This window comes from Actinomadura sp. DC4, from assembly GCF_030406325.1.
In the GTDB taxonomy this organism is placed as follows: domain Bacteria; phylum Actinomycetota; class Actinomycetes; order Streptosporangiales; family Streptosporangiaceae; genus Actinoallomurus.
In genome coordinates this window covers 206042-229100 of sequence record NZ_JAUEQY010000003.1, presented here as the reverse complement: position 1 = coordinate 229100, position 23059 = coordinate 206042, and the positions used below count along the sequence as shown (strand labels likewise).

Genomic DNA, 23059 nt, shown 5'->3' with positions numbered 1-23059 from the left:
CTCAGTCCCTTATGACGACGTCCGCCCAGACGCACAGACGAGCGGAGCAGACCAAACCCCTCGGGGACGGCTACAAGTGGATCGCGCTGTCCAACACCACGCTCGGCGTCCTGATGGTGACGATCAACCAGTCGATCGTCCTGATCGCTCTGCCGAACATTTTCGACGGAATCGGCCTAAATCCGCTCGATTCTGGCAACACGAGTTACCTGCTGTGGATGATGATGGGCTTCATGGTCGTCACCGCCGTTCTGGTGGTGGCGTTCGGCAAGCTCGGCGACATGTTCGGCAGGGTCCGCATGTACAACCTCGGCTTCGCGGTGTTCACCGTCTGTTCCATCCTGCTCTCTGTGTGCTGGATGCACGGGTCGTCCGCGGCTCTATGGCTGATCGGCTGGCGCATCGTCCAAGGCGTCGGCGGCGCGCTCCTCTTCGCCAACTCCACGGCGATCATCACCGACGCGTTCCCCGCCACCCGGCGCGGGACCGCGCTGGGCATCAACGCCATCGCGGCGATCGCCGGATCGTTCATCGGCCTGATCCTCGGCGGCGTCCTGGGCCCGGTGAACTGGCACTACATCTTCCTCGTCTCGGTGCCCGTCGGCGTCTTCGGCACCTTCTGGGCGTTCATCAAGCTGCACGACACCGGCGTCCGGCGTAAGGCCAAGATCGACTGGTGGGGCAACGTCACCTTCGCGGTCGGCCTCATCGCCGTGCTCGTCGGCATCACGTACGGCCTGCAGCCCTACGGCGGCCACACGATGGGCTGGACCAACCCCTGGGTACTGGCCGCGCTCCTCGGCGGCATGGCAGTATTGGTGATCTTCGTTTACATCGAGAGCAAGATCGCTGAGCCGCTCTTCAACATGTCGCTGTTCCGTGACCGCACCTTCGCCGCCGGCAACCTCGCCAGCCTGCTGACCGCGCTCGGCCGCGGCGGCCTGCAGTTCATGCTGATCATCTGGCTGCAGGGCATCTGGCTGCCGCAGCACGGCTACAGCTTCGAGGACACCCCGCTGTGGGCGGGCATCTACATGATCCCGCTGACCGTCGGTTTCCTGTTCTCGGCGCCGCTGTCCGGGATGCTGTCGGACAAGCTCGGCCACCGCTACTTCACCGTCGGCGGCACGCTCATCACCGCGCTGAGCTTCGCGCTGATGCTCGCGATCCCGGTCAACTTCTCCTACCCGGTGTTCGCCCTCCTGCTGATCATCAACGGCATCGGCTCCGGCATGTTCGCCTCGCCGAACCGTGCGGAGATCATGAACGCCGTCCCCGCCGACCAGCGCGGCGTGGGCGCGGGCATGAACGCGACCTTCATGAACTCCTCGATGGTGCTGTCCATCGGCATCTTCTTCAGCCTGATGGTGGTCGGCCTGTCGCACAGCCTGCCGGGCACGATGCACGACGGCCTCGTCGCCCAGGGCGTGCCGGAGCAGGCGGCCCAGACGGTGTCGCACCTGCCGCCGATCGCGGTGCTGTTCGCCGCGTTCCTCGGCTACAACCCGATGCAGCAGCTCCTCGGGCCGCAGCTGTCCAAGCTCCCGGCCGACCACGCCTCCTACCTCACCGGCCGCAGCTACTTCCCGCACCTGATCACCCAGCCGTTCCACCAGGGCCTGGTGATCGCGTTCCTGTTCGCCATCGTGGCCTGCGTGATCGCGGCGGGCGCGTCGATGCTGACCAAGCGGCGCAAGTCGCCCGAGCACGAGTCCGTGGGCTCAGAGCTGGCGGGCGTCGCGGGCGAGGCCGGCGGCGGGATGAGCGAGCTCAACGACCCGCAGATGTCGCCGAACGGGCACGGGCCCACGCCCGCCGCCTCGTTCGTGCACGAGGGCACCGGGAGCCCGGGCGCGCACGGCGTACAGGGGTTCGTCCACAACGGCTCCGGCCGGCCGGTCCCGTACGCGGCGATCACCATCGCCGGTCCGGACGGGCGCCAGCTCGGGCGGACCAACACCGGGCCCGACGGCCGCTACGCGTTCCAGGCGCCGCCCGGTGACTACCTCGTGATCACGACCGCCCCGGGCTGGTCGCCGCAGGCGGCCACGGTCCTGGTCGGCTCCGTGGGCGCGGTGCAGGACTTCGCGCTGGCGCCCGACGAGACCGGCCCGGTCGGTGAGATGCGCGGCATCGTGCGCTCGCCGGAGGGCGTCCCCCTCGGAGGCATCACGGCCACGGTCACCGACGAGACCGGTGAGGTCGTCGCGACGACGACGACCGGCCCCGACGGGAGCTACCACATCACCGGCCTCCCGGACGGTCACTACACGGTGGTCGCCGCCGGGCACCGGCCGGCCACGATCGCGGTCCGCATCGAGTCCGGCGACCCCGCGACCATACGAGTGGCGCTGGGCGAGTGAACACCGGTCCGGAGCCGGCGGCGACGGCAGGGCGGCTCAGGCTCGCCATGGCCGGTCTCAGCCGTCGGCTCCGGAAGGAATGGCCGGACGACCTGACGCCGAGCCGCCTGAGCGCGCTCGCCACCATCGCGGCCGGCGAGCCGCTCGCCGTCGGGGAGCTGGCCAAGCGGATGGCGGTCAGCACGCCGACCGTGTCCCACATCGTCGACGCGCTCGACAAGCTGGGCCTCATCGCCCGGCAGCCCGACCCGCACGACCGGCGCATCTGCCGGCTCACCACGAGCCCGGCCGGGGACGAGCTGCTGGATGACCTGAGCAGGCACACGACCGGCCTGCTCGCGGACCGCATCCACCGGCTGCCGCAGGCTCAGCAGATCGCGCTGGATGCCGCCCTGCCCGCCCTCGAGGCCCTCGCCGCGGCCCCGGAATAGCCACGAATCGGAGGACAATTTCCATGGTTGAGAACACGGCGCTCCGGGAGACGCTCACCGTCTTCGGCACCGTCCGGCGCACCGAGGGCCCGCCGGTCTCGGGCGCGGTGGTCACCCTGGCCGACATGGCGGGGCGCAAGATCGGATCCGCCTACACCGGACGGGACGGCGAATACCGCCTCGACGTCAGCTACGGCGGCACGTACCTCATCATCGCCTCGGCGCACGGCCACGAGCCGATCGCCTCACTCGTCGCGGTCGGCGACGAGACGGTCCGCCACGACATGACCGTCGCGGGCGTCGGCGGGCTGTTCGGGACCGTGCGCATCGCCGGTACGCGCCGGCCGGTCGCCGACGCCACGATCACCGTCACCGACGTCCAGGGCGAGGTCGTCGGGACCGCGCGCACCGGCGTCGAGGGCGGCTTCTCCTTCATCAGCCTGCCCGAGGGCATGTACACCCTTGTGGTCTCCGCCCCGGCGCACCAGCCGGCCGCCGCCGCGGTGACCATCCGCCAGGGCGCCGAGGCACGCCAGGACCTGGAGCTCGCGGCACGCGGTTCGCTGCACGGAGAGGTCTGGACGCACGACCGCCCGTACGCCGGCGCACGCGTCACGCTCATGAACCAGGCCGGGAAGATCGTCGCGACGACGATGAGCGACTCCAGCGGTTCGTTCTCCTTCGGAGACCTGGCTCTCGGTACCTATACGCTCGTCGCGGCCGGCCATGGACCGGCGGCCGTTCCCGTCCAGGTCAAGGACGGCCGGGCCGTCGACGCCGACGTCACCCTGACCGCCTGAAAGGGGCCCCTTTCTTGAATCCCACAGTCACGGTCCGGGTGGTCGCGCCCGGCGGCTGGCCGGTCGAACACGCGGTCCTCACCCTCACCGACGGGGCGGGCCACCAGGTCGGCCGTACGACGGTGGACTCGGCCGGCCGGGCCGCGATCCCGCAGATCCCTCCGGGCATCTACACCCTGATCGTCGCCGCGCCCGGGCACCAGCCGGTCGCGCGCAGCGCCGTCGTCGGCGCCGGAGGGCTCGACCTGGGCGAGGTCGAGCTCACCGCGACGGGGGAGCGGCAGCTTCCCGACCCCGGTGTCTGGGACATCGACCCGGTGCACTCCGCGGTGCGCATCCGGGCGCGTCACATCGGGCTGGCGAGCGTGCACGGCCGGATCGCCGAGTTCAGCGGCTCGGTCGTGGTCACCGACCCGGTGGAGAACTCCGTCGTCGAGGTCACGATGCAGGCCGGCAGCGTCGACACCGGCAACAACGACCGCGACACGCACCTGCGCAGCAAGGACTTCCTCCACGCCGAGGCGTTCCCCGAGATCATCTTCCGGAGCAAGGGCCTGCGGCCGCTGTCGGACGACCGCTGGTCCATGGGCGGTGAGATCACCATCCGCGGCGTCACCCGGCAGATCGCGCTCGACACCACCTACCTCGGCGTCGGGCCGGACCCCTGGGGCGGCGTGCGCGCGGCGTTCCACGCGGTGACCGAGCTGAAGCGCGAGGACTTCGCCATCGACTGGAACCAGGCGGTGCGGGTCGGCATCGGCGTTGTCGGCGGCATCCTCCAGGTCGAGCTGGACATCGAGATCGTACGCCGCTGACGCCGTGTACTACCGGGCGTAGTACTCTCTCGTCCGTCACTGATCGGGTCGAGGGGGAGGCTGAGGCGTGGTCGATGCGCTGGCGACGGCGCTCATCGTGGGCGTGCTGGTGCTCGCCGGACTGAGCCTTGTGCTGACCGCACTGAACCGCCGGGTCGGCAGGACGCTGCTGGCCGCGGCGGCCGTGGGCGAGGCGGGCCTGCTCGTACAGGTGGTGTGGGCGATCGTACGGCTCGCCGGCGGCGCACGCCCGGCCGGCGGCATGGTGATCTTCATCGGCTACCTCGCCGGGTCGCTGCTCATCCTGCCGGTCGCCGCCGCGTGGGGCCTGGCGGAGCGCACTCGGTGGGGACCTGCGGTGGTCGCCGCCGGGTTCCTGGTGACGGCGGTCCTCATCGTCCGGATGCAGCAGGTGTGGAATGGCTGAGCGGGAGACCACGGCCGAGCCCGGCCGTACGGCCCGGCGCAGCGGCCCCGGCCGCGTGCTGATCGCGGTGTACGGCGTCTTCGCGCTAGCCGCGAGCGCGCGGGCCGGCGTCCAGATCGCCACCAAGTTCCACGACGCCCCGGTCGCGTACCTCCTGTCGGCGTTCGCGGCGGTGGTCTACATCGTGGCCACGGTGACGCTGGCCCGCTCCGGGCGCACCTCCTACCGCGTCGCGGTCACCTCCTGCACGATCGAGCTCGTCGGGGTGATCGCGGTCGGCACCTACAGCCTCATCGACTCCGCCGCCTTCCCCGACGCCACCGTGTGGTCCTCCTACGGCAGCGGGTACGGCTGCGTGCCGCTCGTCCTGCCCGTCCTCGGCCTGCTGTGGCTGCGCCGGGTCGGGGCGCGCGGGGACGGCACCGGCGAGCCGGGTTAGGATTCGGGCCGAACGGTCCACCGACGAGGAGGTCGGGTCCGATGGCTCCGCTGTCCAGTTACGTTTCCGGCGCGTGGCACGTCCCGCCCGACGAGGGCGCCCCGCTGCACGACGCGGTGACCGGCGCGGAGATCGCCAGGATCTCCTCCGCGGGCATCGACCTGCGCGCCGCCCTCGAGCACGGCAGGCGCGTCGGAGGGCCCGTCCTGCGGGAGATGACCTTCCACCGGCGCGCCGCGCTCCTGAAGGCTCTGGCGTCCACCCTGCGCGAGCACCGCGACGAGCTGTACGACCTGTCGCTTTGCAGCGGCGCCACGCTGAACGACGCGAGGTTCGACGTCGACGGCGGCATCGGCGTGCTGTTCTCCTACTCCAGCAAGGGCCGCCGTGAGCTGCCCCCCGACACCGTCTACGTCGAGGGCGGCCTGGAGCCGCTGAGCAAGAGCGGCGGCTTCGTCGGCCAGCACGTCTTCACGCCGCTGCGGGGCGTCGCGGTGCAGATCAACGCCTTCAATTTTCCGGTCTGGGGGCCGCTGGAGAAGTTCGCCCCCGCCTTCCTCGCCGGCGTGCCGAGCCTGGTCAAGCCGGCCCCCCAGACCGCGTACCTCACCGCGCGGCTCGTCGAGCTGATCATCGAGTCCGGGCTGCTGCCGGAGGGCTCACTGCAACTCGTCTGCGGCGAGCCCCGCGACCTGCTCGACCACCTGACCGAACAGGACCTCCTGGCGTTCACCGGGTCCGCCTCGACCGCCGCACTGCTGCGGGCGCACCCCGTCGTGGTCGAGCGCTCGGTCCGCTTCAACGCCGAGGCCGACTCGCTCAACTGCTCCGTCCTCGGCCCGGACGTACGCCCCGGCGACGCGGAGTTCGACCTGTTCGTCGGCCAGCTCGTCACCGAGATGACGGTCAAGGCCGGCCAGAAGTGCACCGCGATCCGCCGCGCGCTCGCACCGGCCGGGATCATCGACGACGTCGAGCAGGCCGTCGCGGCGCGGCTGGCGGAGGTCACCGTCGGCAACCCGGCCGACCCGGGCGTACGCATGGGCGCGCTGGCCGGCCTCGGGCAGCGCGAGGAGGTACGCCGCGCGCTCAAGGCCCTGTCGGCGGGCACGCGTACGGTCTTCGGCGACCCCGAGCGGGTCGACCTCGTGGACGCCGACGCCGAGCGGGGCGCGTTCGTGTCGCCGATCCTGCTGCGCGCCGACGACGCGGGCCGCGACGAGCCCCACGAGATCGAGGCGTTCGGCCCGGTCAGCACGCTGCTCCCGTACACCTCGCCGGACGAGGCCATCACGCTCGCGGCGCGCGGCCGGGGCAGCCTGGCCGGCTCGGTCGTCACCGGCGACCCGGACTTCGCCCGCGCGATGGTGCTGGGCGTCGCGCCGTGGCACGGCCGGCTGCTCGTCGTGGACGGCGCGACCGGCCGGGAGTCCACCGGGCACGGCTCGCCCCTGCCGGCCCTCGTGCACGGCGGGCCGGGCCGCGCGGGCGGCGGCGAGGAGATGGGCGGCATCCGCGGCGTCCTGCACCACATGCAGCGCACCGCCGTGCAGACGAGCCCGGCGATGCTCACCGCCATCACCGGCCGCTGGACGCCCGGCACCGAGCGCCGCGACGACGGCGTCCACCCGTTCCGCAAGAACCTCGCCGAGCTGCGGGTGGGCGACTCGGTCGTGGCCGGCCCCCGTACGGTGACGCTGGCCGACATCGACCACTTCGCCGAGTTCACCGGTGACACGTTCTACGCGCACACCGACGAGGAGGCCGCGCGGGCCAACCCGTTCTTCGACGGGCGGGTGGCCCACGGCTACCTCGTCCTGTCGCTGGCGGCCGGCCTGTTCGTCGACCCGGACCCCGGCCCGGTGCTGGCCAACTACGGGCTGGAGAACCTCCGCTTCATCACGCCCGTCTACCCCGGCGACGAGATCACGGTGACGCTCACCGCCAAGCAGATCGAGCCGCGGGAGGGCGCCGACCACGGTGAGGTCCGCTGGGACGCCGACGTGACGAAACAGGACGGTTCGTCCGTGGCCAAGTACGACCTGCTGACCCTCGTCGCGAAGGGCTAACGGAGGAGGTCTCCCAGGGCGGGGTGGACGCGTCCGGGGTCGATCGTCGTGATCGTGTACGCGGCGACGCCGGCGACCACGAACGGGTCCTCGGCCACGACGCGTTCGGCGGCGGCGCGGTCGATGCCGGCGGCCACGATCGCACCGCCCTGGTCGGCGGGCACGGTCTGGCCGGACACCAAGAAGGTGCCGTCCCGGTGGTGGCGCTCCAGGAACTCCACGTGCGCGGCGACGAAGGGCATGGCCGCCCGCTCTCCCGCGGTGTAGCGCAGGGACAGCAGGTGGAGCGTGCTCACAGGCCGCCGCGCCGGCGGAGCCAGCGGGTGCTCAGCACGCCCGCCGGGACCGGGGCCCAGAAGGTCATGATGCGGAAGAGGAAGACGCCCGTCGCGGCCTGGGCGGCGGGGACGTGCACCGTCGCCAGCGCGGCGATGAGCGCCGCCTCCGTCGAGCCCACGCCGGCCGGCATCGGCACGGCGGCGCCGGCCGTGGCGCCCAGGAGGTAGAGGGCGACCAGCGAGCCGACCGAACCCGTCGGGACGCCGGGGACCGCCATCATGCTCACCGCGAAGGCCAGGGCCAGCGCCAGGTCGGCCACCGTCGCGGCGGCGATCAGCGCGAGCAGGCAGCGCGGGCGCCGCAGCAGGTGGCGCAGCGAGCGGGCGACCCCGGCGAGCGCGGCCTTGATCCGCAGGTGCGCCTGACGGCGCCGCCAGTAGAGCCCCGCGACGACGAGTGCCGCCACCGCGAGGACGGCGAGGATCACGGCGGGCCACAGCATCGCGGAGTGGCGCGCGGCGAGCCGGCCGACGTCGGTCGCGGGCCGCAGGGCCTGGCCCAGGCCGCTCCACAGGGTGATGGCGAGCGCGACGAGCGCCAGTTTGGTCAGGCCGCGTACGAGGCCGACGACGGCGACGGTCGTGGTCGCGGCGCAGGCGGGCAGGCCGCGCCGGGTGAGGTAACGGCAGGTGACGGCGGCGGTGCCGAGCCCGGCGGGGGCCAGGCGGTTCGCCGCGGCACCCGCGAACTGCGCCGTCGTGATCTCCCAGACGCCGAAGTGGCCGGGCTTTCCGTCACGGGTGCGCTCGTCGCCCGCCGCGCCGCACGCGGTCGCCCGTACGCCGAGCGCCGAGGTCAGGTAGTGCATCGCGGTGAGGGCGGCGATGACCGGGACGAGGCCCCAGCGGATGCGCGCGGCCCCCTCGGAGACCCAGCCGGCCCCGTCCCACAGACCGGCGGCGACGTCGACGTTGGCCAGTCCCGCGCCGGTGATCCCGGCGGCCAGGCAGGTCAGCAGAAGCGCCGCGGCGATCCAGGTGCGGGCCGGAGTGCGCGCCGCGACGGACCCGCCGGCCTGAACCGTCACCAGGTCGGGCGGCGGCTGCCGGACGAGGGCGCTTCGATTCATGGACTCAATGTCCCCTTAGCGGATCGACACCGATGAAACACGAGATGAAGAACGTGGCTCCTAGACCGGTCGGTATCCGGGCGAGAAGGCGTCAGTGCCTGCCGATGTTTCGCAGACCGGTGATCACGTTACGGTCAACGGTGGTGCCGGGACTGCGGAAGGCGGCGGGCGCCGACGACGGTTTTCGTGACGCTGTGGTGTTCGACGGCCTTCCGGGCGGTGCCGGTCGTCGGATGCGGGTGGCCGGTATCGGCCGTACGAGCTTTGCGGGCTCCAACGCGGGTCGATGGCCGTCCTGTCGTGGCCGCCGGCCCGCACCGCAGTATTCGCACGTGTCAGTCCACCGCTCCCGTGTCTCGCGACTGAGCTACTACCCAAATAGTACAGGTGCGCAGATGGCGGCGTCCCCTAAAGGGCGGTGCCGCTTATGTGGCGGTTTATGGCGTGTCGTCGTCGCGGAGGAGACGCAGGAGCAGGCGCTCGTCCTCGGGGGGAAGGTCAGAGACGAAGCGCGCGAGCACGGCCGCGTGGTCGTGGCGGCGGCGCAGCAGGGCGTTCATTGCGGCGGCGGTGTGGCTCGCCTCGTCGATGCTCGGGAAGTAGACGTAGCCGCGCCCCTCGCGGGTGCGCGTGGCCATGCCCTTGCGGTGCAGACGGGCCAGCGTCGTCATCACGGTCGTGTAGGCCAGGACCCCGCCGAGCGAGGCCTGGACCTCCGCCGGGCTCATCGGCCGGCCGCCCCTCCAGAGCGCGGCCAGCACCTCGTCCTCGAGCATGCCGGCAGGCCGTCGCTGCTGGTCAGGCGTGTCGGGCACGGCACATGCTCCGGGGAGGGAAGAGGGAGGTTACTACTTAGATAGTAGTGATATGTCCGCGTCGTCGCTGGTAGGTGGGCAACTCCCGCCTACGGAACAGGTCCGGCAGATCCGGATCTATCACCTGTAAAGTGACGGCATGGCCGGAGTACGGCGGGGTGCGGGGCAGCTCGAGGCGGAGGTCCTCGGCGCGCTGTGGTCCACCGACCGGCCGCTGACACCGTCGGAGGTCCAGGCCCGGATCGGCGGGGAACTGGCCTACAACACGGTGCACACGATCTTGAAGCGCCTGTGGGACAAGGGCCTGGTCATCCGCGACGCCGACGGCAGACGCGGCGCCTATCGCCCCGCCCGTGACGCCACCGAACAGGCCGCCCAGACCATGCACGAGGTACTGAGGCGAGAACCGGACCGCGCGGCCGTGCTGGAGCGCTTCGTCACGGCCCTGGCCCCGGACGACGAACAGATGCTCCGCAAACTCCTCGACGCAAGCTGAGCCGAGGTCAGCTGCGGGGGGCGGCGGGTGGGTGCGGGGGTAGGAACACGTGCCAGTGGTGGCCGTTCGGGGTGGTGAACGTGTAGTGCAGCCAGTCCTGCGTGTAGTGCGGGCGGTGGCCGTCGCGTTCGATGACCGCCAGCCGGGTCAGGCTCGTCTCGCCCAGCAGCCGGGCCACGTCGACCGACGCGTCGTTTCCCGCGATCTGCAGCGACCGGCAGCCCGCGTAGAACGCCAGTGGTGGGGCCTGTTGCCCGGACAGCGTGCACGGCGCGCGGACGCCGAGGCCGTGGAGTTCGTCGGTGATGGCCACGAAGTCCAGGCGGGCGCTCTGCTGGCTCCGCACCATGCGGGCGAGCACCATCTGCTGCCCGGCCACCTGGACCGCCAGCGCCGCCGCCACGACGCCCGCCGTCGCGATTCGCCAGCGGCCCTGGCCGAGCGTCGCCGCCGCGCGTACGAGCTCGGCGATCGGGATGGCCAGCAGCGCGTACGCGGGGATGAGGAAGCGCGGCGCGGCGTACCCGACGAACAGGAGGTACGAGGCGCCGAGCATCACGCCGCACGCGGCCGGCAGTGCCACCAGCCGCAGGCGGCCGCCGCGCGCCGCGAGCACCAGCCCGCCCGCCGCCAGCGCGGGGACGAGCGGCCACCAGACCGACAGCGGGGGCACGTGCCAGGTCGCGCCGCCGCACGGCCGGCAGAGCAACCGGTCGTTGAGCGCGTGCAGCTCCATCCGCAGGCCCTCGGGATGCCAGCCGAGACCGCCCTCGCTCCGGCTCGACACCCGGAGCCGGTTCAGCGGGCCGCCGAACCGCGCGTACGCCTCCACGACCCATTCGGCCGCGCCCGCCGCCGGTCCGGCCACGACGGCCGAAAGCGCGATCCGCCGGCGCCGCCGGGCGAACGCCACCGCGCCGAGCAGCGGGAGCACGAGCCACAGCGCGTCACCCGGGCGCATGAGCGCCACGAACGCCAGGCTCAGGGCGAGCCACAGCGGCGCTGACCGGCCCTGCCCGCGAACGGTGCGCGCGAACCAGCCGACCGCCGCGACCGCGCCGTACGCGACGTAGATGTTGGGCATGACCGCGTTGCCGTAGAACTGCACCATCCACAGCGCCGCCAGCAGCAGCGCGGCGAGCGCAGCGGTGGCGGGGCGCAGGAGGCGCGCCCACGGCCAGTACGCGATCACGAGGCCCGCCGAGGAGAGCACGGTCATGTAGAGCCGCAGGGACGCCAGCGAGGCCGTCATCGCCAGGACCGGCGCCGGCAGCAGCGTGATGCCGCGGGCGCGCGGCGCGCTGAAGAACGCCGTCGGCGCGTGCGGGCTGACCTGGCTGACGTAGACCGTCTCGTCCCAGCCGAGCCGCAACCGCGTCGTGACCGCGATGACCTGGGCGGCCGCGTACACGAACGCCACCGCGAACAGGGGCAGGCAGGGGTGGCCGAGACGTCCGCTTGACCGTCTGCTGAGGTTCACCCTACAGATTGTAGGGTCAGTTCCCGGAAACGTAAGGCAAGGGTCAAACGGTCGGCGGGTCCAGGGAAACAGGTCCTAACCCTGCGTTGACCGAATGATCTCTACAGTGTCCACGGACGGCGGTTGGCCAAGAGGCGGCCTGTTCCGGCACTGCGACCCATCGAGGCGGACCCCCATGCTCACCGATCACCTGGCCGACGCGTACCGGTTCCACACCGCGGCGGTGGCCTGCGCGCGGGTGGAGCCGCTGCTGCTCGTCGCGCTGCTCGGCTGGACCTGGTGGGCGGCACGTCGGGAGCGTCCCGCCGTGATGGCCGCCGCGCTCTGGGCGCCGGTCGGCGCCATCGCCTCGGTGGCGGCGAACGAGCCCATCGAGCGGCTGCCCACGATGCACTGGACGGCGTTCCACGGCCTGGTCGTGCACAGCTCGGACCTGCCCGCGCCGAGCGATCACGCGGCGATGGCCGCGGCGACGGCGGCCGGGCTATTCCTGGCCGGCCGCAGGTTCGGGTTCGCGGCGTGCGGCGCGTGGCTGCTGATGGTCCTCTCGCTCGCGCTCGCCGGGGCCGAGCCCGACGAGATCGCCGGCGGCTCGGTCGTCGGCGTCACGGTGACGCTCATCGGCTTCGTCCTGTTCGAGGGCCCACTGCGGCGCGCCGTCGCCCGTACGCGCCGTACCCGCCTGCGCTCGTTCACCGGCGGGGGCGAGACCTCCTGACGTCTCAGCAGGGTGTGCCGCGGGGCAGCTGGTAGCTGCCGCCGAGGCGGTACCGGCCCGGTGTCGGGGCGTACAGGCGGGTCCAGTCGCCGGCCTCCGTGACGCAGCCCGCCGCGCCGCCGCGGACGCCGAGCCACGGCGACCACGGCACGCGTACGAGCACCCAGCCCGCCGACGGGACGTTGATGTCGAGCTCGCCGTCGTCGGCGCGGGCGACGGTGGCGGGCGGGTCGGCGAGCGGCTCGGGGTCGGTGAGCTCGTACAGGTGCCAGTGCTGGTCGCGCCAGACCTGCTTCAGCCACGGCTGCCCGGTCGAGACGATGCGCGCCTCTTCCATGCCCTGCCAGTCGGGCGTGGAGTCCGACAGCACGACGTAGCGGACCGCCCAGCGCTTGAGCCAGGCGTGGTAGGTGTCCGCGGTGAGGCTGCCGTCGTAGAAGAGCGGGTTGCGGTCGACGTCGGCCTGGCGGTTCCAGCCGCGCGCGAGGTTGACCACCGGCGCGAACTCCGATGACTCCAGGTGGGTGCGCTCCGGCACCACCTCGACGCGCCCGCGGTCGGCGCCGACGTTGCGCAGCTCCGACAGCACGCCGGTCGTGTGGCCGTCGGGGGAGCCGGTGTTGACGACGTCGAAGACCGGCCGGATCACCTGGGAGACGACGGTGGCCGCGAACGCGACGTACAGGATGGTGGTCCTGCGCTCCATCGCCGCCGCCAGCATGACCGCGCCGCCGAACAGCAGCGCGAGCCGGTCGACGTTGCTGCCCACCTGGGAGGGGATGAGCCAGGTGAGCACGGTGCCGAGGGCGTACACGACGGCGCCCACGCGGACGTTCCGCCACGACTTCGGGGCGTAGAGCGCGAGGGCGACCGAGCTGGCGACGGGGGCCGCCACCAGGAACCACGGGAACGGCTGCACGCCCTTGAAGGGGAACAACAGCGCGGACAGCGCCACCACGAACGGCGGACCGGCCGCCAGGGCGTACGCCGGACGTCGCCGCCGGGTGAGGAAGAGCGCGGCGGCGGCGACCTCGAGGAAGAGCCCGGCGACCGGGCTCGCCAGCGTGGCCAGCACGCCGAGGACGACGACCGCGGCGGCGCGCGGGGCGCGGGGGCCGCGCGCGGCGAACACCACGGCGACGGCCGCGAGGCCGAAGAACACGCCGAGGGCGAACGTCACGCGGCCGGACACCGCGTTGCAGGAGAACGCGAAGGCGCCCCAGAGCGCCGGCGCGAGTGGACGGCGGATTCCCGAACGCATCAGGAGCAGCGCGAACAGGCCGGCCGACAGCGTGCCCGCGAGCACCCCGGTGGTCCGTACGCCGAGCAGCGCCATCAGGTAGGGGGAGATCACGCTGTATGAGGCGGGATGCATCCCGCCGTACCAGGCGAAGTCATAGGCCGAGCCGGGATGCCGCATGGCGAACTCCGCCCACGCGCTCTGCGCGGCGAGGTCGCCGCCACCGCCGGCGAGGAACACCGCCCACAGCACATGGAGGATCCCGGCAATGGCCGTAGCGGCCACGACGGGATGCAGGAGCCACCGTCGGTGGCGCACCGGTCGTGCCCGTATCGCGTCAGCCGGTCGCGGCGCCTCCAGGGTGGCGGTCACGATCCGACCGCGCTCTCCGCATGCCCGTCATGTGACGGCTGGGGAGCGGGGGACATTCGGCCAATGATCAACGATCGCGGCCCGTAGGGCAAATCAAGCGAGTTGTGAAATCGGCTACATCACGCTTACCGCGGAATGAAGCATTCCGTTCTGTGTCCGGAGCGGTGCCCGCGACCTGGCGAAGCCGGGTAAGGCGGTGGCCAAGTGAACACCAAGGCGGCGTCAAGCCGCACTCCGGCCCACGACGGCCCGGAAATCGGGATTCGCCCACGAGAGGGCCGGGATAACCGTCACTTACATACTTTTCGAAGCATTGCCGCGTTTACGCGCGAGGCCCTACGCTTTACCGGCGGTCCAAGGTTGATGTGCTCCCCGATGAGCGGCTCCCTTGGGCCTCGCGGGGCAGGCGACGGGAAAGGCGATTTTGTGACTCAGCTTGTCGTGGAGAGCAACGGTGTTTCGGTCGCTCTTGATCCACGACGTTCCTACCGCGTGGGCCGGGACCCGGGGGCGGACATCGTCATCGCCGTCGACGGCGTCTCACGCTCTCACGCCGTGCTGCGCTTCGAAGACGGCCAGTGGATCCTTGAGGACTCCGGCAGCGCGAACGGCACGTACGACGGCGGCCGGCGCGTCCAGCGGGCCGTCGTCGCTCCGGGCAGCCAGGTGCGGCTCGGCCACCCGGAAGAGGGGGTTCCGGTCGTCTTCCGCGCCGGCGCGACGCCGGCGACGCGCGAACAGCCCGGAGCCGAGCCCCCGGTCCCGCCGACGCGGCGGCAGGCCGCGCCCGGAGGGTTCCAGCAACCGGCGTACCCGCCGCAGCAGGGCATGCCCGGCCAGGTCCACCCGCCGGTCCCCGGCCAGGCGGCGGCGTCGGCCCCGCCGATGGGCGGCCGGCCCGCGGGCCCGCCCCCGTACCAGCAGCAGCCTTTCCAAGGCGACGGCACGGGCACCATGCCGCCCTACCAGCCGCCGCCCACGCAGTTCCCCGGACCGGGCGACGGCACCGGCGCGATGCCGCCGTACCAGCCGTCCCCGTCCCCGGACCCGATCGGCTACCAGCCGACGCGGGGCACGATGCCGCGCTCGGGTGCCGCCCGCGGGCCCATGAGGACGACGGCCGGCAACCTCCGCGAGCCCGCCAAGGTGCGCAACCTCGGGGGCGCCCAGGTCCTGCGCATCGGCCGGGCGCCCGAGAACGACATGGTCATCACCGACCTGCGCGTCTCGCGGCAGCACGCCGAGCTGCGTTCGTCCAGCGGGACGTACGAGATCGTCGACGTCGGCAGCCGCAGTGGCACCTACGTCAACGGCCAGCGGGTCGAACGCTCGCCGATCGGCCCCGACGACATCATCGGCATCGGTCCCTCGACGTTCCAGCTCGTCGGCGACGTCCTGACGGAGTACCAGGACACGGGCGCCGTCAGCCTCAGCGCGCACGACCTGACCGTCACGGTCGACAAGGGCAAGGTGCTGCTGGACCACGTGTCGTTCCCGCTCGGCGAGAAGTGCCTCGTCGCGGTGATCGGCCCCAGCGGCTCGGGCAAGTCGACCCTCCTGCGCGCGCTCACCGGCCTGCGCCCCGCGGACCAGGGCACGGTCTCCTACGACGGCCGCGACCTCTACCGCGACTACTCCGAGCTGCGCTCGCGCATCGGCCTGGTGCCGCAGGACGACATCCTGCACACCCAGCTCACCGTACGCCGCGCGCTCATCTACGCGGCCGAGCTGCGCTTCCCCGACGACACCCGCCAGCACGAGCGCAAGGCGCGCGTCGACGAGGTCCTGCAGGAGCTCGGCCTGGACCACCGCCGCGACAACCGGATCTCGGCCCTGTCCGGCGGACAGCGCAAGCGCGTCAGCGTGGCGCTGGAACTGCTCACCAAGCCGTCGCTGCTCTTCCTCGACGAGCCGACCTCCGGCCTGGACCCGGGCTTGGACAAGTCGGTCATGCAGATGCTGCGCGGCCTGGCCGACGACGGCCGTACGGTAGCGGTGGTCACGCACAGCGTCGCGAACCTCGACATCTGCGACCGGCTCCTCGTGATGGCGCCGGGCGGGAAGATCGCCTACTTCGGACCGCCGAGGGAGGCGCTGCCGTTCCTCGGCTTCACCGACTGGGCCGATGTCTTCCAGGCGTTCGACGACCCGTCCATCGACTGGGGCGGCCGGTTCCTCCAGTCGCCGGCCCACCAGAAGTACGTCCAGGCCGACCTGGTGCAGCCGGTCGCCCAGAGCGGGCCGATGCAGTTCCAGCCGCCGCCCAAGCCGCAGAGCTGGCCCGAGCAGCTGAGCACGCTGATCCGGCGCTACGTCCGCAGCATCGTGGCGGACCCGTTGTTCCTCGGCATCACGGTGGCGCTGCCGATCATCATGGGCGCGGTGGCGCGCGTCATCCCGGCCGGGGACCTCACCTCCAACATCCGCGGCTCGCAGGGCGGTGCCGCGAACCTCCTGATGATCTTGTGTATCGGCGGCTGCCTCACCGGCGCCGCCAACGCGGTCCGTGAACTCGTCAAGGAAAGACCGATCTACCAGCGAGAACGCGCGGTCGGGCTGTCCAGATCGGCGTATCTGACCTCGAAGCTGCTCGTCCTCGGCGTGATCACGATCGGGCAGGGCATCGCGCTCACCCTGGTCGCCATGGCCGGGGTCAGCATGCGGGACAAGGGCGTGATCACCACGCCCCTGCCCGAGCTCATCGTCGCCGTCGCGGTGCTGTCCTTCTGCGCGATGACGATGGGCCTGCTCATCTCCGCGGTCGTCAAGACCAGCGAGATGACGATGCCGCTCCTGGTGCTCACGACGCTGATCCAGATCGTGTTCTGCGGGGCCCTCGTGCATCTCGACGGCAAGGCCGTCCTGGACCAGATCTCCTGGCTCGTGCCGGCCCGGTGGGCGTTCGCCGCGATGGCGGGGACGCTCAACGTCAGCTTCCTGCTCCCGCACAAACGCGGCGAGTCGGTGGACCCGCTGTGGAAACAGCAGTTCGGCACCTGGCTCCTGGACGTCGGCATGATGGTGGTCCTCACCGTCGTCCTGGTCTTCCTGGTGGAGCGCATGCTGCGCCGCCAGGAGCCGGAGGTCATGCGCAAGTAGCGACGGCCCGGCGTCCGGCGGGAGGCCTCCCGCCGGACGCTCACCCGTTCGCCGCGGCGACCGCCTCGGACCAGATCTGCACGGCCTCGTCGGTCTGCGCGGCGTCGACCACCAGCGGTGGGATCATCCGTACGACGTTGCCGTGCGCGCCGCAGGTCAGCAGCAGCAGGCCGCGTTCGCCCGCCGCCCGCTGAGCCCGTAGCGCGGCCTCGGCGTCGGGCGCGTCGCCGTCGCCGAACTCACTGCCCACCATGAGCCCCAGGCCCCGTACGTCGCCGATGACCGGGTGGGCCGAGGCGACCTTGCGCAGTCCCTCCCGCAGGCGCAGGCCCATCTCCGCCGCGTTGGCGACGAGCCCCTCGTCCTGCGTGTACTGGCCGTGGATGAGCGTGGCGCGGCCTTGACGACGCGTGGATGGCAGTGCCCGGTGCTGGTCACGCCGATCCCGGCGGTGAAGTCGAGGTGGCGGCGGCCCTCCTCGTCGTACAGGTGGACGCCCTCGCCGCGCGCGGCGAGTACGGGAGTGGCCTGCTTGAGGATCGGTGACAGCTGCGCCATGGCGAGCTCCTGAATATTGTCAACAATCTAATCGTATGCAAACATCTCTTCGGGGTCGTTGTCCAGAGGTCGAGGAGGCGGCGTGAACGAGTTCGACGCGGCGCGGGCGGCGGTGGAGGCCGTGCCGAAACGGCTGTTCGTCGGCGGCGAGTGGCGGGACGCGCGCTCGGGCCGCACCTTCGAGGTGGAGGACCCGGCCACCGGAAAGACCCTGTGCTCGGTCGCCGACGCCACCCCGCGGACGGCGTGGCGGCGATGGAGGCGGCCGTCGCGGCACAGCCGTCCTGGGCCCGTACGGTGCCGCGCGAGCGCGGTGAGATCCTGCGGCGCGCCCACGACCTGCTGATGGCGCGGCGCCCGGAGCCGGCGGCGCTCATGACCTCCGAGATGGGCAAGCCGATCGCCGAGTCGCTGGGCGAGGTCGCGTACGCCGCGGAGTTCTTCCGCCGGTTCGCCGAGGAGGCGGTCCGGATCGGCGGCGACTACGCCGTCGTGCCGGACGGCGGGAGCCGGTTCCTCGTGCTGCGGCAGCCGGTCGGCCCGTGCCTGCTCGTGACGCCGTGGAACTTCCCGATGGCGATGGGCACCCGCAAGATCGGCCCGGCCGTCGCGGCCGGCTGCACGATGGTGCTCAAGCCGGCCGAGCAGACGCCGCTGTCCGCGCTGGCCCCTGCCGGGATGTTGCGCGAGGCGGGCCTGCCGGACGGTGTCCTGAACGTCGTCTCGACCACCTCGCCCGGCGAGCTCGTCGGGCCCCTGCTGCGCGACGGCCGGCTCCGCAAGCTGTCGTTCACCGGCTCGACCGAGGCCGGGCGGCTACTGCTCGGCCAGAGCGCGGACCGGGTGCTGCGCGTGTCGCTGGAGCTCGGCGGCAACGCCCCGTTCATCGTCTTCGCCGATGCCGACCTGGACGCGGCGGTCGAGGGCGCGATGCTGGCGAAGATGCGCACCATCGGCGAGGCCTGCACCGCGGCGAACCGCTTCTCCGTGCAGGCCCCGGTCGCCGGGGAGTTCGTCCGGCGCCTCACCGGGCGCATGGCGAGCCTGTCCGTCGGCCCCGGCCTGGACCCCGGCGCGCAGGTCGGCCCGCTGACCGACGAGGCCGCCCGGCAGAAGGTCGCCTCACTGGTCTCGGACGCCGTCGGCCGCGGCGCGGTGGTGCGTACGGGTGGCGGCGCGGTGGAGGGGCCGGGCTACTTCTACCCGCCGACCGTGCTGTCCGGGGTGACCGCCGACGCCCGGATGCGCCACGAGGAGATCTTCGGCCCGGTCGCGCCGGTGACGACGTTCGACACCGAGGAGCAGGTGCTCGGGTGGGCCAACGACACCGAGCACGGCCTGGTCGCGTACGTCCACACGACCGGCCTGGACCGGGGCCTGCGGGTCAGTGAGGCCCTGGAGACGGGCATGGTCGGCCTCAACCGCGGCGTGGTGTCCAACCCGGCGGCCCCGTTCGGCGGCGTGAAACAGTCCGGCCTGGGCCGCGAGGGCGGCAGGGCCGGCATCGAGGAGTTCCTGGAGACCAAGTACGTCGCCCTGGGCACGCCTTAGCTCTCGTGCGAGTGGAGGTGGGTGCGCTGGCCGTCGTGGTCGAGGATGCACAGCATCTCCGCCGGGCCGTCGTGGGCGCCGAACGCGTGCGGGATCATCGTGGAGAACTCCGCCGCCTGGCCGGTCTCGACCAGGATCCTCCGCTCGCCCAGCAGCAACTCGATCGTGCCCGACAGGACGGTGAACCAGTCCCTCCCGGGGTGGACCTTCGGCTCAGGGGGCTTCGGCCGGGTTACGCGGACCTTCGCCACGGTCACGCCCTGGGGGCCCGGCTCGCGGCTCAGCAGCCACGTCGTCTGGCCGCGCGCCTCGTCGCGGTGGGGCCGGATCACCACGTCGTCGTCATCGGCGGACTCCACGAGCTGGTCCAGGGTGGTGCCGAGGGCGCGCGCGATAGGGGCGAGCTGGTCCAGGGCGATCCGCCGGTGTCCCGTCTCGATCCGGCTCAGCGTCGAGGGGCTGAGGTAGCAGCGGGCGGCCAGCTCATCGAGTGACCAGCCACGGGCCTCACGGAGTCCCCTGATCCGCTTGCGGACGAGGCCGTCGAGCTCACCGTCTTGCGTCATACGCAAGATGCTATGCCATAGCAGCAAGGCGGACATAGGGTTCGGGCATGGCACACCATCACCCACCGGCCGACTTCGCGGCCATGGCCGAGGTCCTCGACCTCGACGCCGAGGTATTCCACTCCTTCCTGACCGATGTGATCACCTGGGCGGGCGAGCGGGCCTCCGCTCCGCCTCGCCGCATCCTCGACCTGGGCAGCGGCACCGGGGCCGGCGCTCTCGCCCTGGCCCGGCGATTCCCGGAGGCCCGCGTGACCGCGCTGGACGTGTCCGGACCGCTGCTGGAGCGGCTCCGCGGCAAGGCCCGCGACCTCGGCGTGGCCGACCGGGTCTCCCTCGTCGAGGCGGACGTGGACACGGCGTGGCCCGCCCTCGACCCCGTCGACCTGGTCTGGGCGTCCGCCTCGCTCCACCACCTGGCGGACCCCGACCGTGTCCTCGCCGACGTCCTCGCGACGCTCCGCCCCGGCGGGCTCCTGGTCGCGGCCGAGATCGACTCCTTCCCGCGCTTCCTGCCCGAGGGCTTCGGAGACGGCCTGGAGGAGCGCTGCCAGGCCCTCCTCGACGAACGGCGGGCCGCGGAACTGCCGCACATCGGCTCGGACTGGGGCACACGCCTGACCAGGGCCGGGTACGCGAACGTGGTCGAGCGGATCTTCGCGGTCGAGCTGACGGCACCGCTGCCCGCCTCGGCCGGCCGCTACGCCCAAGCGTCACTGCGCCGCATGCGGTCCGGAGTGGAGGGCCGGCTGAGCGCCGATGACCTGGCCCTCCTCGACTCCCTCATCGACGGGCCGCAGGGCGTCCTGCACCGCGACGACCTCGCCCTCCGTACGACGAGACCCGTCTGGCTGGCCGGCGCCTGAGCGCGGCGGGCTACGTACGCCGCGCCGCGCCGGCCTCGGGGCGGACCGCGCCCCACGGGCGGGCGTTCTCGAAGGCACGGCAGGCCGCGAGCACGCGGGCGTCCGCGTGGCGGGGGCCGACGACCTGGAGGCCGACCGGCAGGCCGGCCGAGGTGAAGCCGCACGGCACGCTCGCCGCCGGTTGCTGGGTCATGTTGAAGGGGTAGGTGAACGGCGTCCAGCTCGTCCAGCGCGGCTCCGGCCACCCCGCCGGGACCTCGCGCCCCGCCTCGAACGCCGGGATGGGCAGCGACGGCGTCAGCAGCAGGTCGTGGTCCTCGTGGAAGCGGCCCATGAGCCGGCCCAGCTCCATCCGGCACGCCGTCGCGGTCAGGTAGTCGAGGGCCGAGAGGCGTTCGCCCTGATCGCAGATCTCCCGCAGGCCAGGGTCCAGCCCGGCCCGGCGTGCGGGCGTCAGCGACTCGACGGACTTGGCCGCGCCCGCGAACCACAGCACGTGGAAGGCCTCCACCGGGTCGGCGAACCCCGGGTCGACCGTCTCCACGCGCGCGCCGAGGCCGGCGAAGACCGCGACGGCCTTCTCGACCACCGCGGCGACCTCGGGGTCGACCGAGGCGTATCCGAGCGTGGGGCTGAAGGCGACGCGCAGGCCCCGTACGTCGGGCTCGGGCTCCGGTGACGGCGGCGGCGACGCCGACCAGTCGCGGCTGTCCGGGCCGGAGACGACCTCCAGGAGCAGCGAGGCGTCCTCGACGCTCCAGGTGATCGGCCCGACGTGCGCGAGGGTGCCGAACGGGCTCGCGGGGAAGTGCGGCACCCGCCCGTACGTCGGCTTGTGCGCGAAGACGCCGGTGAACGCGGCCGGGATGCGCACCGAGCCGCCGCCGTCCGTGCCGAGGGCGAGCGGCGCCATGCCCAGCGCGACCGCCGCCATGCCCAGCGCGACCGCCGCCGCGGCCCCGCCGCTGGACCCGCCCGGCGTACGCGAGGTGTCCCACGGATTGCGGGTGACGCCGGTGAGCGGGCCGTCCGTCACGCCCTTCCAGCCCAGCTCGGGAGAGGTGGTCTTGCCGACGATCACCCCGCCGTGCTCGCGTACGCGCGCGACGGCGGGGGAGTCGTCGGGCCACGGTCCGGCCGGGTCGATGGTGCGGGAGCCGCGCAGGGTCGGGTGCCCGCGGGTGAGCAGGACGTCCTTGACCGACACCGGGACGCCGTCGAGCCGCCCGAGGGGCTCGCCGCGCCGCCGGCGCTTCTCCGAGGCGCGCGCCGCCGCGAGGGCCTCGTCGGGCGTGCGCAGGCAGAAGGCGTTGACCGCCGGGTCGGCCTCCTCGATGCGGGCCAGCACGGCCTCGGTGGCCTCGACCGGAGACAGGCTCCCGGTACGGAACGCCGCCAGCATCTCGCTCGCGGTCAGATGCGCGATCTCGGCCATCATGTCCCTCCCGCTACGTATCCCAGTTGCTTGTCGACCACGTTGCGCAGCGCGCGCCCGTCGCGGTAGCGGGCGAGGTTGTCGGCGAACAGTTCGACCAGCCGATCGTGCCACCCGGCGGCGTCGCCGGACATGTGCGGGGAGACGATCACGTTCGGCATCTCCCACAGGGGCGAGGACTCCGTCAGCGGCTCGGTCGCGAACACGTCCAGCGCCGCGCCGGCGATGCGGCCACCGGCCAGCGCGCGAACCAGGTCCTTCTCGACCACGAGCTGCCCGCGCCCGACGTTGATGAGCCGCGCGGTCGTCCGCATCCGCGCCAGCGCGGCGGAGTCGATCATGTCGCGGGTCAGGTCGGTGAGCGGGGCGGCGAGCACGACGTGGTCGGCCTCGGCGAGCGCCTCGTGCAGCTCTTCGAACGGCCGCACGTGGCCGAGGTCCGGGTCGCCCGTACGTCCCGTACGGCCGATCCCGCTCACCGCCATGCCGACGGCGGCCAGGCGGCGGCCGATGGCCCGCCCGATCGGGCCGGTGCCGACGACGAGGGCGCGCGCGCCGGCGACGCGCTCGGTCTCGCGGTGCCGCCAGCGGTGCTCGGCCTGCAGGCGCAGCGTGGTGTGCAGGTCCTTGGCGAAGCAGAGGACCAGGCCGAGGACGTACTCGGCGATCGGCTCGTCGAAGACGCCGCGCGAGTTGGTGACGAGGACGTCGCTCGCGACCAGCTCCGGGAAGAGCAACCGGTCGACGCCGGCGCTGGCGATGTGCACCCACCGCAGCGAGTCGGCGTGCGGCCAGGCGGAGGGGACGGCGTCGGACCAGAAGTCCCACAGGAAGAGGACCTCGGCGCCGGGCAGCGACGCGGCGAGGTCCGCCTCGCGGGTGTGCCGTACGTCGGCCAGCCGTTCGACGGAGGCCATCTGAGGAGGGGGAACCTCCCCTTCCAGCACCAGAACGGCCGGATTAGGGCTGATCACAGACGACGCTCCCGCGAATATCACGAGGTCACCAGGGGCATTGACACGCTAGGCAGACTTCGTATGATTGTCAACAATCAGCGTGGTCCGCCGTGCTGAGCGTGCCACAAGACCGTCGCAACCCGGACACGAGGCCA

General features: G+C 72.4%; 19 protein-coding genes and 2 pseudogenes. 12 read left to right on the top strand and 9 right to left on the bottom strand.

What is annotated here, in order from left to right:
* Positions 1–11: 11 nt before the first annotated feature.
* The 7 genes from QWU11_RS06070 (at position 12) to paaZ (ending at position 7344) form a co-directional block, all read left to right on the top strand.
* The gene (locus QWU11_RS06070; RefSeq protein WP_290104030.1) at positions 12–2363 is read left to right on the top strand and encodes an MFS transporter; all 2352 of its coding nucleotides are present in this window, start codon (positions 12–14) and stop codon (positions 2361–2363) included.
* Complete coding sequence (locus QWU11_RS06065) at positions 2360–2794, top strand: MarR family transcriptional regulator (RefSeq protein WP_290104029.1); 435 nt, start codon at positions 2360–2362, stop codon at positions 2792–2794. Before QWU11_RS06070 ends, QWU11_RS06065 begins: the two co-directional genes overlap by 4 nt.
* Before the next feature lie 23 nt (positions 2795–2817).
* A complete protein-coding gene (locus QWU11_RS06060; protein ID WP_290104028.1) occupies positions 2818–3594 on the top strand; it encodes a carboxypeptidase-like regulatory domain-containing protein in 777 nt (258 codons plus the stop codon).
* 14 nt (positions 3595–3608) lie between these two features.
* A complete protein-coding gene (locus QWU11_RS06055; protein ID WP_290104027.1) occupies positions 3609–4409 on the top strand; it encodes a YceI family protein in 801 nt (266 codons plus the stop codon).
* A 67-nt stretch (positions 4410–4476) separates the two neighbouring features.
* Positions 4477–4836, top strand: coding sequence for a hypothetical protein (locus QWU11_RS06050; RefSeq protein WP_290104026.1), 360 nt, complete (start codon positions 4477–4479; stop codon positions 4834–4836).
* Positions 4829–5275 (top strand): hypothetical protein, encoded by a 447-nt coding sequence (locus QWU11_RS06045; protein WP_290104025.1) that lies wholly within the window; start codon positions 4829–4831, stop codon positions 5273–5275. Before QWU11_RS06050 ends, QWU11_RS06045 begins: the two co-directional genes overlap by 8 nt.
* 41 nt (positions 5276–5316) lie before the next feature.
* Positions 5317–7344 carry a phenylacetic acid degradation bifunctional protein PaaZ gene (gene paaZ, locus QWU11_RS06040; RefSeq protein ID WP_290104024.1) on the top strand — a complete coding sequence of 676 codons (2028 nt, stop codon included), beginning with the start codon at positions 5317–5319 and terminating at the stop codon, positions 7342–7344.
* On the opposite strand, the gene QWU11_RS06035 is transcribed toward paaZ, so the two are convergent.
* From QWU11_RS06035 to QWU11_RS06025, 3 genes are all read right to left on the bottom strand, one after another.
* Positions 7341–7640: a YciI family protein gene (locus tag QWU11_RS06035; RefSeq protein WP_290104023.1), complete on the bottom strand. Its 300-nt coding sequence runs from the start codon at positions 7638–7640 to the stop codon at positions 7341–7343. The two genes, paaZ and QWU11_RS06035, sit on opposite strands and share 4 nt — an antisense overlap.
* Positions 7637–8752: a lysylphosphatidylglycerol synthase transmembrane domain-containing protein gene (locus tag QWU11_RS06030; protein WP_290104022.1), complete on the bottom strand. Its 1116-nt coding sequence runs from the start codon at positions 8750–8752 to the stop codon at positions 7637–7639. The genes QWU11_RS06035 and QWU11_RS06030 overlap by 4 nt, the downstream gene beginning before the upstream one ends.
* 437 nt (positions 8753–9189) lie before the next feature.
* A complete protein-coding gene (locus tag QWU11_RS06025) occupies positions 9190–9567 on the bottom strand; it encodes a BlaI/MecI/CopY family transcriptional regulator (protein WP_290104020.1) in 378 nt (125 codons plus the stop codon).
* Between the two features lie 139 nt (positions 9568–9706).
* Between QWU11_RS06025 and QWU11_RS06020 the strand changes: the two genes are divergently transcribed.
* A complete protein-coding gene (locus QWU11_RS06020; protein WP_290104019.1) occupies positions 9707–10063 on the top strand; it encodes a BlaI/MecI/CopY family transcriptional regulator in 357 nt (118 codons plus the stop codon).
* A 7-nt stretch (positions 10064–10070) separates the two neighbouring features.
* On the opposite strand, the gene QWU11_RS06015 is transcribed toward QWU11_RS06020, so the two are convergent.
* Positions 10071–11543, bottom strand: a complete 1473-nt coding sequence (locus tag QWU11_RS06015) for a hypothetical protein (RefSeq protein ID WP_290104018.1) — start codon at positions 11541–11543, stop codon at positions 10071–10073.
* Positions 11544–11718: 175 nt separating this feature from the next.
* On the opposite strand from QWU11_RS06015, the gene QWU11_RS06010 reads away from it, so the two are divergent.
* A complete protein-coding gene (locus tag QWU11_RS06010; protein WP_290104017.1) occupies positions 11719–12261 on the top strand; it encodes a hypothetical protein in 543 nt (180 codons plus the stop codon).
* 4 nt (positions 12262–12265) lie between these two features.
* Here QWU11_RS06010 and QWU11_RS06005 read toward each other — a convergent pair whose 3' ends face one another.
* Positions 12266–13786: an MFS transporter gene (locus QWU11_RS06005; RefSeq protein WP_290104016.1), complete on the bottom strand. Its 1521-nt coding sequence runs from the start codon at positions 13784–13786 to the stop codon at positions 12266–12268.
* A 513-nt stretch (positions 13787–14299) separates the two neighbouring features.
* Here QWU11_RS06005 and QWU11_RS06000 point away from each other — a divergent pair.
* A complete protein-coding gene (locus QWU11_RS06000) occupies positions 14300–16972 on the top strand; it encodes an FHA domain-containing protein (protein ID WP_290104015.1) in 2673 nt (890 codons plus the stop codon).
* A 40-nt stretch (positions 16973–17012) separates the two neighbouring features.
* Here the strand turns inward: QWU11_RS06000 and QWU11_RS05995 are convergent.
* A pseudogene (locus QWU11_RS05995) lies at positions 17013–17530 on the bottom strand (aminotransferase class III-fold pyridoxal phosphate-dependent enzyme).
* A 121-nt stretch (positions 17531–17651) separates the two neighbouring features.
* Between QWU11_RS05995 and QWU11_RS05990 the strand changes: the two are divergent.
* Positions 17652–19081 (top strand): annotated as a pseudogene (locus QWU11_RS05990) (NAD-dependent succinate-semialdehyde dehydrogenase).
* On the opposite strand, the gene QWU11_RS05985 reads toward QWU11_RS05990, so the two are convergent.
* Positions 19078–19647, bottom strand: coding sequence for an XRE family transcriptional regulator (locus QWU11_RS05985; RefSeq protein WP_290104014.1), 570 nt, complete (start codon positions 19645–19647; stop codon positions 19078–19080). The pseudogene QWU11_RS05990 and the gene QWU11_RS05985 overlap by 4 nt on opposite strands.
* Positions 19648–19694: 47 nt before the next feature.
* On the opposite strand from QWU11_RS05985, the gene QWU11_RS05980 reads away from it, so the two are divergent.
* Positions 19695–20513, top strand: a complete 819-nt coding sequence (locus QWU11_RS05980; RefSeq protein WP_290104013.1) for a class I SAM-dependent methyltransferase — start codon at positions 19695–19697, stop codon at positions 20511–20513.
* A gap of 10 nt (positions 20514–20523) precedes the next feature.
* On the opposite strand, the gene QWU11_RS05975 is transcribed toward QWU11_RS05980, so the two are convergent.
* Positions 20524–21948 carry an amidase gene (locus QWU11_RS05975; RefSeq protein ID WP_290104272.1) on the bottom strand — a complete coding sequence of 475 codons (1425 nt, stop codon included), beginning with the start codon at positions 21946–21948 and terminating at the stop codon, positions 20524–20526.
* Positions 21948–22865: a D-2-hydroxyacid dehydrogenase gene (locus tag QWU11_RS05970; protein ID WP_290104012.1), complete on the bottom strand. Its 918-nt coding sequence runs from the start codon at positions 22863–22865 to the stop codon at positions 21948–21950. The genes QWU11_RS05975 and QWU11_RS05970 overlap by 1 nt, the downstream gene beginning before the upstream one ends.
* Positions 22866–23059: the final 194 nt, after the last annotated feature.